Source organism: Moraxella catarrhalis (genome assembly GCF_001632285.1).
GTDB lineage: Bacteria > Pseudomonadota > Gammaproteobacteria > Pseudomonadales > Moraxellaceae > Moraxella > Moraxella catarrhalis.
Genome location: NZ_LWAH01000012.1, coordinates 73,243 through 88,888 on the forward strand (window position 1 = coordinate 73,243; position 15,646 = coordinate 88,888).

The following is a 15,646-nucleotide window of genomic DNA, read 5'->3' on the forward strand; positions in this document are numbered from 1 at the left end:
ATGAGTCAATTTTGGATTAATATCATTTTTGTTAGTTTGTCATTTGCTCTTTATTTTGGTATTGCGATTTGGGCTCGTGCTGGCTCTACCAAAGAATTTTATGTGGCAGGCGGTGGTGTACACCCTGTTGTTAATGGTATGGCAACGGCTGCTGACTGGATGAGTGCAGCATCATTCATCTCAATGGCGGGTATGCTTGCCATGGGTGGTTATGCTGCCTCTGCCTATCTGATGGGCTGGACTGGTGGCTTTGTTCTGTTGGCTTTATTGCTTGCACCATATTTGCGTAAGTTTGGTAAATTTACCGTTCCTGACTTTATTGGCGATCGTTTTTATAGTAAAACAGCTCGCTTAGTTGCAGTTGTCTGCTTGATTTTGGCATGTACGACATATGTTATTGGTCAAATGACAGGTGCAGGCGTTGCTTTTTCTCGCTTCCTAGAAGTTGATAGCAACACAGGTCTTATCATTGCTGCGATTGTTGTTTTGTTTTATGCAGTTCTTGGGGGCATGAAAGGCATCACTTATACCCAAGTTGCTCAGTACTGTGTACTGATGGTTGCTTATATCATTCCTGCCATCTTCATTTCTTTGAACTTAACTGGTAACCCAATTCCCCAGCTGGGTATGTTTGGCAATGATGTCAGTACAGGTATGCCAATTCTACAAAAGCTTGATATGCTGGTTGCTGACCTTGGCTTTGCTCAGTATACCGCTGATGTGCCAAATAAGCTTAATATGTTCTTATTGACCATGTCTTTGATGATTGGTACTGCTGGTTTGCCACATGTTATCATCCGCTTTTTTACCGTGCCTAAAGTATCAGATGCACGCATCTCGGCAGGCTGGACATTGATCTTTATTGCACTGTTATACACCACAGCACCTGCAGTAGGTTCTATGGCACGTCTAAATATTATCAATACTGTTTACCCACAAGGGCTTAATCAGCCAGCATTGGCATACGAAGCACGCCCAGAGTGGATGAAAAACTGGGAAACGACTGGTCTTTTGAAATATGAGGACAAAAATAATGACGGCCTAATTCAATACTATAATGACAAAAATGAAGAATATGCAACAACCGTTACTGCCGAGAAAGGTTGGCAAGGTAATGAGCTGACTGCCAATAATGATATCTTAGTACTTGCTAATCCTGAAATTGCAAATCTACCAAGTTGGGTCATTGGTTTGATTGCAGCAGGTGGTTTGGCAGCGGCATTATCCACAGCAGCAGGTCTTTTATTAGCAATCTCATCAGCCATCTCACATGACCTTATTAAGAAAACCATCAAACCTGATATCAACGACAAAGGTGAACTTATGGCGGCACGCATCTCAATGACGATTGCGATCGTGGTTGCAACCTATTTAGGCATGAATCCACCAGGATTTACTGCACAGGTTGTTGCTGTCGCCTTTGGTATTGCTGCATCAAGCTTATTCCCAGCACTGATGATGGGTATTTTCTCAAAACGCATCAACTCAACAGGTGCAACTGCTGGCATGATTGCAGGCTTGAGTGCAACATGTATCTATGTATTTTTATACATGGGCTGGTTCTTCATTCCAGGCACCAATAGTTTTGAAAATGTGGAAGCCAACTGGATCTTAGGCGTCTCGCCACTGTCATTTGGAGCCATTGGTGCTGTAATTAACTTCATTGTTGCGATCGCTGTATCTGCCATGGGCAATCCACCGCCAAAAGAAGTTCAAGATTTGGTTGAAAGTGTTCGTTATCCAAAAGGTGCAGGCGGTGCAATCAACCACTAACCTACCCTCTTATAAAAAATCGCTCAGAATTCTGGGCGATTTTTTAATAAGTTTAAATAGTTTTTTTGGTGACACCCATAAGATTGTGATAATTTTTATGGCATTTTATGCTGTAGTTATCTATAATATTTATTCATAATATTTCACTACATAAAATTACATTTTTTATACACATATAAAGGATAAACCAATCATGATGTTTTGGGAAATCTTGGCGACCATCTTTAGCGGTTTTTTATTGGCAGGTCTTGTTATGCCAATCCGATTATTTTATAAGCGTGCACCAAAATGGATCGTACCTGTTGCAGCAGGATTGGGAATGATTGGCTTTCAGGTATATACCGAATATGCTTGGGCAAATGATGCCATTGCCAAGCTTCCTGACCAAAGCATCGTCGTTGCCAAAGTAGAAAAAAGCACTTGGTTTCGCCCTTGGTCGTATGTCAAACCACAGGTTTTTCAATTTGTGGTATTAGATAAGGGCAACACTCGGATAGATTTTAATAATCCAGCCATTAAACACAGTACGCTGTATTTTTTTGAACGCCGTGCAGCAGTGCATCCACTTGGCATTTCTGTTGATTGCACTCATCCTAATTTGGCATTTAATGACACCACCAATCAAAATATTATCGACGCCCTTTGTCCATAGCTTCACCCAATCAAAAAGATGCTTATCACAAGCATCTTTTTGATATTAATATCAGCTCACCAGATCAATACTCTATATTAAAATTCTACATTAAAAAAACCGCTCACTGGATTTTTTGGTAAACTGTATAGCACACTCATTGACAAGCTTAGCAATATGCTCATAATGCCAAGCTAAGTTGGCATCAATTAACTCATCCGCCTTGCCATTATCCATTGCTGCACGAATGCTGGCATCCAGTGGTAATTGACCAAGTAAAGGGACATCATAAGCTTTTGCCATTTCATCACCGCCACCTGTCCCAAAAATCGCTTCGGTATGACCACAATGCGTACAGGTATGTAGTGCCATATTTTCAATAATACCAAGCACCCTAATATCAGTTTTATGAAACATCTCTACGCCTTTTTTGGCATCAAGCAGTGCGATATGCTGTGGTGTTGTCACGATAATCGCCCCTGTTAAAGGAATACGCTGTGCCAAAGTTAGCTGAATATCCCCTGTACCTGGTGGCATATCAATCAGCAAATAATCCAGCTGTGGCCAGTTGGTTTGATTATAAAGCTGCATTAATGCGCCTGTTGCTTTGATGCCACGCCATGCAATTGGTGTATTTTCAGCGTCAATCAAATTACCAATTGAAAGCACTGCCATCCCATTTGCATCAATTGGGATAAACTGGTCATTTTCTACGATCGGCTTTTTGGTTGCCACGCCCAACATGGTTGGAATGGAAGGTCCATAAATATCTGCATCCAAAATACCGACACGCTTACCCATCTTTTGAAGTGCCAACGCCAGATTTACCGTTGTTGTGGATTTACCAACGCCACCTTTACCTGAAGCCACAGCGATGATATGGGTGATGCGTGGATGGGCGTTCAGTTGTGACTGCTTAGTTGCTGCCTTAGTGGGTGGCTTATCATCATGCTGAGCGGAGATGGCATCGGTTTTTTTGGTGGGATGATGGGTTTTGACAAGATTGGGCTGTGTGGTGTGGTTGTGAGTATTGTCCGAGCCATTATCCTTTGAGCTGACCGTAACATTGATATTAACCTCTTTAATGCCAATAGGATACAGCTTTTGTTGTAATTTATGATACTGTTTTTCAAGCTCAGCGGTATCATCAGACTCAAAAATTCGCATTTGTAATTGCAATATTTTATCATCAACAATATCCATTTTCTCAATATATTGCCTAAACGGCTGTCCATAGAGCATCATCTCATCAATGACTGCTTGCATGGGGTCAGTTGTTGGCTTTTTCTTTTTAAATAATTCAAACATATCTCACCACCAGATGACTTTGATTGATTAACTCACACTTTGATAGACATAACTATCATCATTAGATATTTTAGCACAGTTACGGTGCGTCATAAAGGCAATCAGTCGCTAGAGAATATGATCAAAGTTTGCTAAAATACGCAATTTATTATTGACAATCTCATCAGCCATGACACAACAAACCCAACCTGTCTTACTTAGCGACTATGACTACCATTTGCCTGACGACCTAATCGCTCGGTATCCTTTAAATGAGCGTACCAGCTCACGCCTATTGCATGTCTCAAAAAACAGCTGTCAAGATTTACGATTTACCGATTTACCAAACTTATTAAAAAGTGGGGATTTATTGGTACTCAATGACACCAAAGTCATCAAAGCTCGCCTGCATGGTCAAAAACAAACAGGGGGAGCGGTTGAGGTTTTGATTGAACGCATATTGCCCGATGAAATCAACAACAATCTTTATAAAGCCTTGTGCCATGTACGCTCAAGCCGCTCACCAAAAGTCGGGCAAACTCTAAATTTAGCCAATAATCAGATGCAAGCTACCGTTATCGGTCGCCAAGACAATTTATTTATTCTAGGCTTTAGGTCGCCCATTTTGGCTGATTTGGATAACTATGGTCAAATGCCCATTCCGCCCTATTTTGAGCGAAAGGCTGATGAAACAGATGATGAGCGTTATCAAACTGTCTTTCATAATCCCACCAAATCCGCCAGTGTTGCTGCACCAACAGCCAGCCTACACTTTGATGACGCATTATTGACACAGCTTAGAAAAAAAGGCGTTCAAATTGCTTTTGTTACTCTGCATGTTGGTTCTGGTACATTTACGCCAGTCAAAGTCGACAATCTAGCCGATCATGTCATGCATGCTGAATACGCTCATCTTCCTGCGTCTACTGCTACTCTTATCAATAACACCAAATCTGCAGGTGGCCGCATCATTGCCGTTGGCACAACCGTTACTCGTACGCTTGAAACGGCACACCGTCATCGTATTCATGGTGAATTGGTTGAATTTTTGGGAGATACCCAAATTTTTATTTATCCACCTTATGAATTTGGTGTGGTAGATTGCTTGATTACGAATTTTCACTTACCAAAATCAACGCTTTTAATGTTAGTCTCAGCATTTGCTGGCACTCAAACCATTCAAGAAGCTTACAATCATGCCATCAAAAACAAATACCGTTTCTTTAGCTATGGCGATGCGATGTTTTTGGAAAAAGCCCAGTAACATGAGCTTACAACCAATTTGGCTCACCTTAGTTGATACAAAAATCATGCCTGATTGATGGCTTATTAAACATTTACTATTTAAATATTTACTATTTAACAACCTTAGAGAAATTTATGAAATTTACCTTACATCATACCGATGGCGGCAACAATCATGCTCGCCGTGGCACTGTCAGCTTAGCACATGGCAATGTCCAAACACCTGCATTTATGCCTGTCGGCACTTATGGTACAGTCAAAGGCATGTTGCCCCGTGATATCCATGGTATCGGTGCAGATATTATCCTTGGAAATACCTTTCATCTTTGGCTACGCCCTGGCATGGAAGTGATTCGTCATTTTGGTGGTCTGCATCATTTTATTGGCTGGGATAAGCCCATCTTAACTGATTCAGGCGGTTTTCAGGTGTTTAGCCTTGGTGCAATGCGTAAAATCAGCGAAGAAGGTGTGGCATTTCGCTCACCTGTTGATGGTGCTAAAGTCTTTTTATCACCTGAAACCTCCATGCAAATTCAAAATGACCTAAACTCTGATATTATCATGCAATTTGATGAATGCACGCCTTACCCCGCCACACACGATGACGCCAAAAAATCACTTGAGCTGTCTTTACGCTGGGGGCAGCGTTGCCTTGATGAGCATCATCGCCTGGGAAATAAAAATGCATTATTTGGTATCATTCAAGGCAGTATGTATAAAGATTTGCGTATGCAATCTTTACAAGGTTTGCTAAAGATGCCTTTTGATGGTTATGCCATTGGTGGTCTGTCTGTTGGTGAACCCAAAGAAGAGATGATAAAAGTACTTGATTATCTACCATGTGCCATGCCAAATGATAAGCCTCGCTATCTGATGGGTGTGGGCAAGCCTGCTGATATTGTTGAAGCGGTACGCCGTGGTGTTGATATGTTTGATTGTGTTATGCCAACACGCAATGCCAGAAATGGCCATTATTTTGTGACAGGTAATCATGACAATAAAGGTGTGATTCGCATTAAAAATAGCCAATACCGTACCGATGACACACCACTTGATGAGCATTGCGACTGTTATACTTGCCAAAACTTCAGCCGTGCCTATCTTTATCATCTGCATAAATGTAAAGAAATGTTATCAGCTCAGTTGGCAACCATTCATAATTTACGCTATTATCAACGCTTGATGGTTGATATCCGTCAAGCGATCGAACACCATGCCTTTGATGAATTTGTAGTGCAATTTTACGCTCGCTGGGGTATGGCAGTGCCACCATTTAACTCATAATTATTTCATGATGAGTTAAAATATCGCTTAGCATCTTTTTATCATTTAAGTTTCAAGATTAACTTTAAGACACCGCACCATGTCCCTTAAACACAACCAAACCCACAACACCACTTTTACCAAATTTTTAAAGTCCAACAGCTTTTGGTCTAAGGGCTTTTGGTCTAACCGCCATCACCGCACCAAAGATTTAAAAGGGTTAGATGCTTATCTGTTTATGGCAATTGTGGCGATATTTTTGACCACAACTGCCAATGTGACATTTTTTCAACAAGTCATGTCAGTATACCCATTGGCAAATTACGCACTTTTTATCGCTTCATTGGCGGTAGTCTTAACAGGCGTTTTGTTGCTCTTATTGGTGTTGCTTGGCTATCGGCATACCTTAAAGACGGTGGCAATTTGTTTTATTTTAATCGCTGCTTTTGCTGGTCATTTTACCGACACCTATGGCACTGTCTACGACACCACCATGCTACAAAATGCCTTACAAACTGACACGGCAGAAACCAAAGATTTATTAAGCATGAAGCTTTTAATCCGTGTTGTGTTGTTGGCTGGTTTGCCCATCTGTTGGATTATTGGGCAGCCATTGTCATTTGGCACACTCAAAGCAAGTTTAATGAAGCGGCTGGTTACCTATCTTGTGGCTTTGGCATTGGTTGGCTTGCCCATTTTGGCATTTAGCAGTCAATACGCCAGTTTTTTTAGGGAACATAAACCGTTGCGATTTTTTACCAATCCTGTAACGGTGATGTATTCAGCAGGCAAACTTGCCAATATGAGTTATAAAAACGCCACCAAACCCACCGAAACCATCATGCACGCCAATGATGCCATACAAAAAACCACCGCTTCCACTCGCAAGCCCAGATTGGTGGTGATGGTGGTGGGTGAGACGGCCCGTGCTGACCATGCGTCTTTTAATGGTTATCAGCGAGCCACTTTTCCCCACATGGACAAACTCATTAGCTTAGGGCAAGTGCATAATTTTGGTAATGCCACTTCTTGTGGCACATCAACGGCATATTCTGTCCCATGTATGTTCAGTTATTTGGGAGCAGAAAAATACGATGTTGATACCGCCGATTACCATGAAAATGTCATTGACACCTTAGACCGCTTGGGTGTGGCGATATTGTGGCGAGATAATAACTCTGATTCAAAAGGCGTGATGAATCGCCTGCCTGCCAAACAGTATCAAGACTACAAAAACAGCCCCCTTCAAGGTGGCAATAACACCATTTGCCACACCAACCCTTATGATGAATGCCGTGATGTGGGCATGTTGGTGGATTTAGATGACCATGTCAAGGCTCATGCCAATCAAGACATATTAATAGTGTTGCATCAAATGGGCAACCATGGCCCTGCTTATTATAAACGCTATGACGATGAATTTGCTCAGTTTTTGCCTGTTTGTACAAGTAGCGAGTTGGCAGAATGTGAGCGACAAACGGTCATTAATGCTTATGACAATGCGTTATTGGCGACTGATGACTTTTTAAAACAAACCATCGATTGGTTGGCAGCACAAACACACGCTGACACCGCCATGTTATATTTAAGCGACCATGGTGAAAGCTTAGGAGAAAAAGGCGTTTATTTACATGGCATGCCTAAGGCGTTTGCCCCAAAAGAACAACTGAGCATTCCTGCGTTACTTTGGTTGGGAGTAGACAGTCCATTTGCAGTGGCAAATTCGCCAACGGCTGGCTTTAGCCACGATGCCATCACCCCGACACTGCTCAACTTATTTGATGTCAGCACACAAGCCACGGCAGATAAAACAGCATTTGTTAATCCTTTGGATTGATAAGCTTTCCAATGGAGCTTTCCAATAGCTAGGTAGAATCATCAAATGTCAATTTTACGCCCTGTGTCTCCCATCAGCCCCATCAACCAAGCCCTGCTTGCATTGGCAGTCATCGTGATGACTGCTGTGTTTATTGAGCATGGTTCGGTCGATGTTACCATCAGTTCATGGTTTTATGTGGAGCAAGGCCGCTGGTTATTAAGCAAAGACCAATTTGTCTTTTCCATGCTGTTTTATAAATTACCCAAATGGTTGTTGATTGTGTTTGGGGCGTATCTGCTGACTACTTTAGTATGGCGTCAATTCATTACCGATACAAAATTCATTGCTGATACCAATACCATGGCTGATAAAACAGACAACTCAGCAAAATCGCTGTTTGGGCGGAGAGATGCCCCCATTTATGCGCCTTTGGCTAACTTTGGGCAATCTGATATTTTATATGTGTTTGCTGTTTTGGCATTAACACCGCTGTTGGTGGCAACATTAAAATCGCTGACGCATGTGCCTTGCCCCCATGAACTGCTCATTTTTGCTGGTGATAAGCCTTATTTGTCTTTATGGCAAGACATACTAAGCCAACAGCGTGCAAAATGCTTCCCTGCGGCTCATGCCAGCTCTGGCTTTGGTTTATATGGTTTGGCGTTTGTGCCTGCGTTACAACACAAACGCTGGCGTTATGTGATTTTGGTCAGTGCCATCGGCTGGACAATGGGGCTTTATAAAATGATGATAGGCGATCATTTTTTTAGCCATACTTTGGTATCGATGGCATTGGCTTGGTTTGTGGCAAGCGGTTTATCAGCGGTGTTTTTTACCAAAAAGCATGACATTGATTTTTAGTCAAGTCTCTAAGATGAATCAGTTCGCCGTCCTAGAGCTACCCAAATATTTGCTCATATTCTGCGTCATCAAACCCAATCACCGACTTCATACCGCCCAAAATAATCGGACGCTTAATCATACTTTGATTTGTTTTGACAATTTCATACATCGCCGACACATCATCGCCATTTAATATGGCTTTAGCATCATCATCAAGCTTTCGATAGGTCATACCTTGTTTATTAATAACCTTATCGCCAAAGATTGCCACAAATTTGCCAAACTTATCCAAAGTCAGTTGCTCATTTTTATAATCAAAAAATTCATATGTTTTGCCAAGCTCGTTTAGTTTATCAAAAGCCTTTTTCATTGTATTACAATTTTTGATGCCATAAATGGTGATTGCCATCGGTTTGTCTCCTTGATGAAGTTTTTTATTTAAAGTGATCAAAGTATAGCAAAGTATCAGTAAATTTGGGTATAATAGCTAAGTTTATTTCTTAACTTTCCACTTTTTTTGGATAGCAATATGAGCCAAATTTCTTTAGAAGATTATAATTTTTCTGCCATCGAAAAACAACTACAAACCCAATGGGAAAGCGACAAACGCTACCACACCAATAACGAAACAACGGATAAACCCACTCGCTACATGCTCTCGATGTTCCCTTACCCAAGCGGCAAGCTACACATGGGACATGTACGCAACTATGCCATCACCGATGTGCTTAGTCGCTATTATCGCCAAAAAGGCTACGAAGTCATGCAGCCAATGGGGTGGGATGCTTTTGGTCTACCTGCCGAAAATGCCGCCATCGCTAATGCGGTTGCACCTGCCAAATGGACCTTTGACAATATTGCTAATATGCGTGAACAGCTCAAGGCATTAGGACTTTCGATTGATTGGTCTCGTGAATTTGCAACATGCACACCTGAATATTACCGCTGGGAACAGTGGCTATTTCTACAATTGTATAAAAAAGGCTTGGTATATAAAAAACTTGCCACCGTCAATTGGGACCCTGTGGATAATACCGTTCTTGCCAATGAGCAAGTGGTCGATGGTCGTGGCTGGCGTTCAGGTGCGATTGTTGAAAAGCGTGATATCCCGATGTACTACTTTAAGATCACTGATTATGCCGATGAGCTGTTAGATGACCTAAAAACCTTGGAGGGGCATTGGCCAAAGCAAGTACTCTCTATGCAGCAAAATTGGATCGGTCGCAGCCAAGGCATGGAGTTGGATTTTACTTATTCAATCGATGACCATGATGCTGTTTTGCGTGTCTTTACCACACGCCCTGATACCATCATGGGGGTCAGTTACTTAGCGGTCGCAGCCGAACATCCGCTTGCTCAGCATGCCGCCAAACAAAACCCAGCTATCGCTGAATTTTGTGCAGAATGTAAACAAGGCTCGGTCGCTGAAGCTGACATTGCCAAAGCTGAAAAAGTCGGTATCAATACAGGCTTGACCGCAAAGCATCCCATCACAGGTACCGATGTGCCAGTATGGGTAGCAAACTATGTACTGATGAGCTATGGCTCTGGTGCTGTCATGGCAGTACCTGCACACGATGAGCGTGATTTTGAATTTGCCAATAAGTACAATCTGCCAATTCCACAAGTCATTGATTTTAAGAACAAACCAAGTAACTATAGCACCAATCAATGGCAAGACTGGTACAGTGATAAGACAGGGTTTTGTATCAATTCAGGCATTTTGGACGGCTTGTCTTATCATGACGCAGTCACCAAAGTCAATGAAATCATCACCGAAAAAGGCTTAGGTCAAACCACCACTCAGTATCGCCTGCGTGACTGGGGCGTGAGTCGTCAGCGTTATTGGGGCTGCCCAATTCCGATGGTAAACTGCGAATACTGTGGTACAGTGCCTGTCGATGAAGCTGATTTGCCTGTGGTGCTGCCCACCGATGTTATCCCTGATGGGCGTGGCAACCCACTCAAAAATATGCCCGAATTTCTACAGACCACTTGCCCAAAGTGCGGTCAGCCAGCCGAGCGTGAAACCGATACTTTTGATACATTTGTAGAATCAAGCTGGTACGCTCAGCGTTTTGTATCACCACACGATGACAGCCAAATGATTGAGCGTACTGCTGCCGATAAATGGCTGCCTATCGACCAATATGTCGGTGGTGTTGAACATGCGGTACTACATTTACTTTATGCAAGATTTTTCCACAAAGTGATGCGTGATGAAGGCTTGGTAAGTAAAGATGAGCCTTTTGCCAATCTGTTGGCTCAAGGGATGGTTTTGGCAGGTACTTATTATCGCTCAAACAGTGATGGTAGTACAACTTACTATTTCCCGCATGAAATTGACTTTGTCATGAATGGTACCGAAATCGAAGGCGCTACCTTAAAAGCCGATGGCAAGCCTGTCACCATTGGCAAAATTGAAAAAATGAGTAAGTCCAAAAATAATGGTGTCGACCCTCAAGAGATTATTGAGCAATATGGTGCAGATACTGTGCGTCTTTATACACTATTTACCGCACCAGCCGACCAAACACTTGAATGGTCAGACAGTGCCTTAAAAGGTCCACATAATTTTATCAAAAAAGTATGGCGTACCGTTGGTGAGCATTTGTCAGCCATTCAAAATCACCAATCAAATGATCTAACAATTAATAAAGACACGCTTTCAAAAGATGCCAAAAATCTACGCCGAAAAACTCATGAAACCATCGCTAAAATAGATGTCAGCTTAGGCGAGCATTTGGCACTTAATACGCCTGTGTCTAGCCTCATGGAGCTTTGTAATGAAATTGCAAGCTTTAAACCAACTGATAATAATGACATTGCTGCACGCCATGAAGCTATCGTTGCGTTATTGACATTGCTATCTTTATATGCTCCACATGTTGGCGAATATTTGTTAGAAGCACTAAAAATCGATGCACGCACCCAAGCTTTCCCAGTCTTGGATAAATCAGCCTTAATCAACGATACCATCACCATGGTGGTGCAGGTTAATGGTAAAGTGCGTGGTAAGATGGAGGTTGCCTCTGGTACAGATCAGGCCGAGCTTATCCGTGAAGCCAAGAATATTGAAGGTGTGTCGAAGTATCTCATTGGTGACATTAAAAAAGAGATTGTCGTACCCAATAAACTCATCAGCTTTGTTGTGGCGGGTGCTTGATGCAAATAAAATCTATGATTCAAGCAGGTGCAATGGTATTAACTTTACTATCATTGACCGCCTGCGGATTTGGTCTACGAGGTATCAGTGAGACAGGCATTCAGTTAGTGCCGACTTATAGTCATGTAAATATCATCACCGAAAATAATGCTGTGAGCTATGCACTCAAACACAAACTTGAAACACAGATGGCTCAGCTTGGTGTGGTGAGCGACACCAATGCCGCCCATCAGATCCAAGTCAGTAATTTACGCTATCGTGAATATAAACTGCTCGGTGTGTTATCCGAAATTCGCTTGGTGCTAACTGCTGATATTATCTATCAGATGAACGGTCAGACCATTCGTAGAGTGGTGCAAGCTGAGCGTAGCTATCAGTACAATGAAGCTGGTGTATCAACCAAAGATCAGCAAGGCGAAATTGTTAAAGTATGGCTACAAGACAGCCTAGCACATCGCATCGCTGAACAGTACTATGCGCTTGGCAGTCAGATACATACGCCTTAGCCATGCAAAAACGATTTTTGGCAGTTACCGAATCCCTCAAAAATCCCACAATGACGCTGAGCGGTTTATGGCTTTTACATTCTGATGAGCCACTGATGATTCAATGGCTCATTGATGCATGCCATCCAATTTGGCAAGCCAATCATCAAGTGATGAAACGCATTGATCTTACCTCCCCCAAAAGCTGGCACGAGGTTACCCAAGAACTTATATCGCTATCGCTGTTTGAAGAATCTACCGCCATCATTCTAAGCGGTAAGCATAAGCCTGATGATGCCATCTTAAGCCAATTGATAGATTTTGCTCATGATGCCAAAGCAGGTACTAGCACACATCATCTGATTTGGCTGCTGCCCAAACAAGATAAAAAACCTCAAAATACCAAAGCATTTAAGCTGTTTGATCAGCATGGGCTGATTATCCATGGCACTATCCAAAATGAATCTGAGCGGCGTGCCCTTTTAGTGGCCAAGGCTCAAGATTTTAAGCTTTCGCTCACCGCTAATGCGTGGCAGATGCTGATGGGCCATACCCAGCATGATTTATTAACCGCTTATCAGACGCTATGGCGTCTGTCCTATGCTCACACTCTGCCTAGTCAGTCACAGCTTTCGGTAATTGATGTGCCTGATCTTAGCACACTTTTATCTGAAGGTGGCGTGTTCAGCGTTTTTGATTTATCCGATGCACTCATCCAAAGACAGCCCAATCAATGCCTAAAAATCATTAATTATCTTTATCAGACAGATACCGCACCCAGCATTATTTTATGGGCAATCTCAAAAGACATTCATCTGATTGCCGCCCTAAGAAATGGCCAAGATCCCCAAAAACTTGGTATTTGGCGTAATAAAGTTTTGAATTATCAAAATCTTGCAAATAACATCTCTGATGGCATGATATCGCATTGGCTTACTCAGGTTTATGAAATTGACAAAGCCATCAAGGGCTTAAGCCAAGATAATGCTTGGCGATTAATCAGACAATTGGTTTTATCTATTTGTGGGATTGATATACAGGGTTTACACTCACATCATGAGCGGTAAAAAATTTTGATTCATTTGAATTTTTTTGAAATTTTTTAAAATAAATGCTTGCAATAAAAAAAATTTTGGGTATAATATGCACCACATTAGCGATATGGAATACCGTATCCGACTAGAAAAAAATATGGGTCGTTAGCTCAGTTGGTAGAGCAGTTGACTTTTAATCAATTGGTCGCAGGTTCGAATCCTGCACGACCCACCATTAATTCTAGTACTCGCTAAGGGTCGTTAGCTCAGTTGGTAGAGCAGTTGACTTTTAATCAATTGGTCGCAGGTTCGAATCCTGCACGACCCACCATTATTCCCCAATAGCTCAGTCGGTAGAGCATCGGACTGTTAATCCGTGTGTCCCTGGTTCGAGCCCAGGTTGGGGAGCCAAATTTAAAAATTCCTTAGCCATCTTAATAGCTAAGGAATTTTTTTATATCATAAAAAATTTTATCTATTACCAATATCCTAAAAATCAATAAAAACACCCCAAAGATGAGACTTTTAGGGTGTTTTTCATTGTGGTACTTTTATTGAGTAGATTGGCAATCTGTCGCCTTGTCGTAAATTGACTTTATCACATCTTACTTAATTAACCAACAATGAATTGGTTAAAAATATACAGTCGCATAGATAGTTGGGTTGATGTAAGATTCTTTTTCTGTTGCGTAGTTAAAGTTACCATAGGTGATATCCATGCCTGCAGAGACATTTTTAGAAATATCACGGTCAATTGCTCCGATCAGCTCAAACCCATCGCCCTTTTTCCCACTAGGATTATTCACAAGATTCATGTGTGCGGTATGAGTCCATTTGTCTTTAAAATGCTGCAAAGCCACGCCAACAGCTTGTTCTGTATTATTTTTGGCACTGTCGTCATTGGCATAGCCGACATGCTGATAGATACCACCTACTTTATAATCCTCATTAATTTTATAATTACCTGTCACACGCGCAGTATAGTTAATCTTGCCATAAGAGGTTTTTGCTTTACCAAAATAGGCATAAGCTGCACCAACATTATATGTATCTGTGTTTTTCTTGACAAGCAATGAATAACCATCACGATCAATGGTATCTGTCTCTTTATTTTCATCTAAGATGTACATCGCCTGAAAACTAACATCTTTGATTTTTGGTGATTCGTATGCAATGGTATTATTGGTACGCACCCCATCTACGCCTGACGCCAAATAGGCAGTATAACGCACATATGGATCCAAAGACAACATACGACCCGCCTTGATGGTACCATACTTTTTATGCTTCACGCCAATCCATGAATCACGAGCCTCAAAATTGCGTGTTTTAGCAACAGTCTTTTCAGTACCATCTGGCTGCTTGATTTTTTCATTGCGTAAATCACCATCATTTTCTAGACGGTACTCCAACTTGTACAAAACCTCATAATCATCATTTAACTTTTCAGACCCTCTAAGGCCAATGCGTGATCCGCTGCTATACAGATAGGGGCGGTCTGTTGTTGATGTACTGACATTGGTTGTCTTGTTGGTTGTTTTTTTATGATTAGCAGCAATGCCAAGAGATGCGTAACCATATAATTCAGGTGCTGCATGTGCATTTAGCATCATGCCACCTACAAATAGTCCGCCGATGACTTTTAGGGTTGTAAATTGTGCTTTCATACATCTCTCCTTGATTGAAGTTTCCTAGGTTGGTTATCATAGATTTTCAGCCATCAAGTTTGGCTTATCGCTGAACTTTTAGCCTGAGTTTCATCTATGCTATCAGGCATCGATTATGATTGCCTGCGATGGTCATCATGATTTAACATTCATACTCAATGTAACAATTCTGTTAAAATATTGATGTTATGTTTTGTTATATCACAGTAGAGTAACGATACTACAAGAAAATCATCAAATATGCAACACTTAATTAAGTATATTTCAATGTTTAAGATAACTATTTCAAGGCACATGTCAAAACTGGTATCAATACTTGTATCAATCACGCATTGGTAACAATCTTTTACCGTATTCTTACCTTAATTATAAGTTATTTACCATAATACTATGGTATTTATTTTTATATAGGATTATATTATTATTATCAAAA

12 protein-coding genes and 3 tRNA genes are annotated in these 15,646 nt (G+C 41.5%); 12 read left to right on the forward strand and 3 right to left on the reverse strand.

Annotation, left to right across the window (positions count from 1 at the left end; all coding sequences use genetic code 11):
- Positions 1-1,773, forward strand: coding sequence for a sodium:solute symporter family protein (locus tag A4U55_RS02410; protein WP_003667452.1), 1,773 nt, complete (start codon positions 1-3; stop codon positions 1,771-1,773).
- Positions 1,774-1,966: 193 nt separating this feature from the next.
- The gene (locus A4U55_RS02415; protein ID WP_003660272.1) at positions 1,967-2,425 is read left to right on the forward strand and encodes a hypothetical protein; all 459 of its coding nucleotides are present in this window, start codon (positions 1,967-1,969) and stop codon (positions 2,423-2,425) included.
- Positions 2,426-2,515: 90 nt separating this feature from the next.
- Here the strand turns inward: A4U55_RS02415 and A4U55_RS02420 are convergent, their stop codons facing one another.
- Positions 2,516-3,712, reverse strand: coding sequence for an Mrp/NBP35 family ATP-binding protein (locus A4U55_RS02420; protein ID WP_013108073.1), 1,197 nt, complete (start codon positions 3,710-3,712; stop codon positions 2,516-2,518).
- Between the two features lie 169 nt (positions 3,713-3,881).
- Here A4U55_RS02420 and queA point away from each other — a divergent pair, with 169 nt between their 5' ends.
- The 4 genes from queA (at position 3,882) to A4U55_RS02440 (ending at position 8,879) form a co-directional block, all read left to right on the forward strand.
- Positions 3,882-4,955: a tRNA preQ1(34) S-adenosylmethionine ribosyltransferase-isomerase QueA gene (gene queA / locus A4U55_RS02425; protein WP_003664561.1), complete on the forward strand. Its 1,074-nt coding sequence runs from the start codon at positions 3,882-3,884 to the stop codon at positions 4,953-4,955.
- A gap of 116 nt (positions 4,956-5,071) precedes the next feature.
- Complete coding sequence (gene tgt / locus A4U55_RS02430; protein ID WP_003657508.1) at positions 5,072-6,220, forward strand: tRNA guanosine(34) transglycosylase Tgt; 1,149 nt, start codon at positions 5,072-5,074, stop codon at positions 6,218-6,220.
- Between the two features lie 79 nt (positions 6,221-6,299).
- Positions 6,300-8,036, forward strand: coding sequence for a phosphoethanolamine transferase (locus A4U55_RS02435; protein ID WP_080534115.1), 1,737 nt, complete (start codon positions 6,300-6,302; stop codon positions 8,034-8,036).
- 45 nt (positions 8,037-8,081) lie between these two features.
- Entirely contained in the window at positions 8,082-8,879 is a 798-nt protein-coding gene (locus A4U55_RS02440) for a PAP2 family lipid A phosphatase (protein WP_003673300.1), read from the forward strand.
- 37 nt (positions 8,880-8,916) lie between these two features.
- Here the strand turns inward: A4U55_RS02440 and A4U55_RS02445 are convergent, their stop codons facing one another.
- On the reverse strand, positions 8,917-9,270 hold the full coding sequence (locus A4U55_RS02445; protein ID WP_003660276.1) for an arsenate reductase family protein: 354 nt from the start codon (positions 9,268-9,270) through the stop codon (positions 8,917-8,919).
- 120 nt (positions 9,271-9,390) lie between these two features.
- Here A4U55_RS02445 and leuS point away from each other — a divergent pair, with 120 nt between their 5' ends.
- The 6 genes from leuS to A4U55_RS02475 all read left to right on the forward strand — a co-directional run bounded on the left by leuS (position 9,391) and on the right by A4U55_RS02475 (position 13,957).
- Positions 9,391-12,027 carry a leucine--tRNA ligase gene (gene leuS / locus A4U55_RS02450; protein WP_063453970.1) on the forward strand — a complete coding sequence of 879 codons (2,637 nt, stop codon included), beginning with the start codon at positions 9,391-9,393 and terminating at the stop codon, positions 12,025-12,027.
- Complete coding sequence (locus tag A4U55_RS02455; RefSeq protein ID WP_003657513.1) at positions 12,027-12,533, forward strand: LPS-assembly lipoprotein LptE; 507 nt, start codon at positions 12,027-12,029, stop codon at positions 12,531-12,533. The genes leuS and A4U55_RS02455 overlap by 1 nt, the downstream gene beginning before the upstream one ends.
- Positions 12,534-12,535: 2 nt before the next feature.
- Positions 12,536-13,579, forward strand: coding sequence for a DNA polymerase III subunit delta (holA, locus tag A4U55_RS02460; RefSeq protein ID WP_063453971.1), 1,044 nt, complete (start codon positions 12,536-12,538; stop codon positions 13,577-13,579).
- Positions 13,580-13,705: 126 nt separating this feature from the next.
- Positions 13,706-13,781, forward strand: a tRNA-Lys gene (locus A4U55_RS02465).
- Between the two features lie 20 nt (positions 13,782-13,801).
- Positions 13,802-13,877, forward strand: a tRNA-Lys gene (locus A4U55_RS02470).
- A 4-nt stretch (positions 13,878-13,881) separates the two neighbouring features.
- A tRNA-Asn gene (locus A4U55_RS02475) sits at positions 13,882-13,957 on the forward strand.
- Positions 13,958-14,178: 221 nt separating this feature from the next.
- Here the strand turns inward: A4U55_RS02475 and A4U55_RS02480 are convergent.
- Positions 14,179-15,213, reverse strand: a complete 1,035-nt coding sequence (locus tag A4U55_RS02480; protein ID WP_003657516.1) for a porin — start codon at positions 15,211-15,213, stop codon at positions 14,179-14,181.
- Between the last annotated feature and the right edge of the window lie 433 nt (positions 15,214-15,646).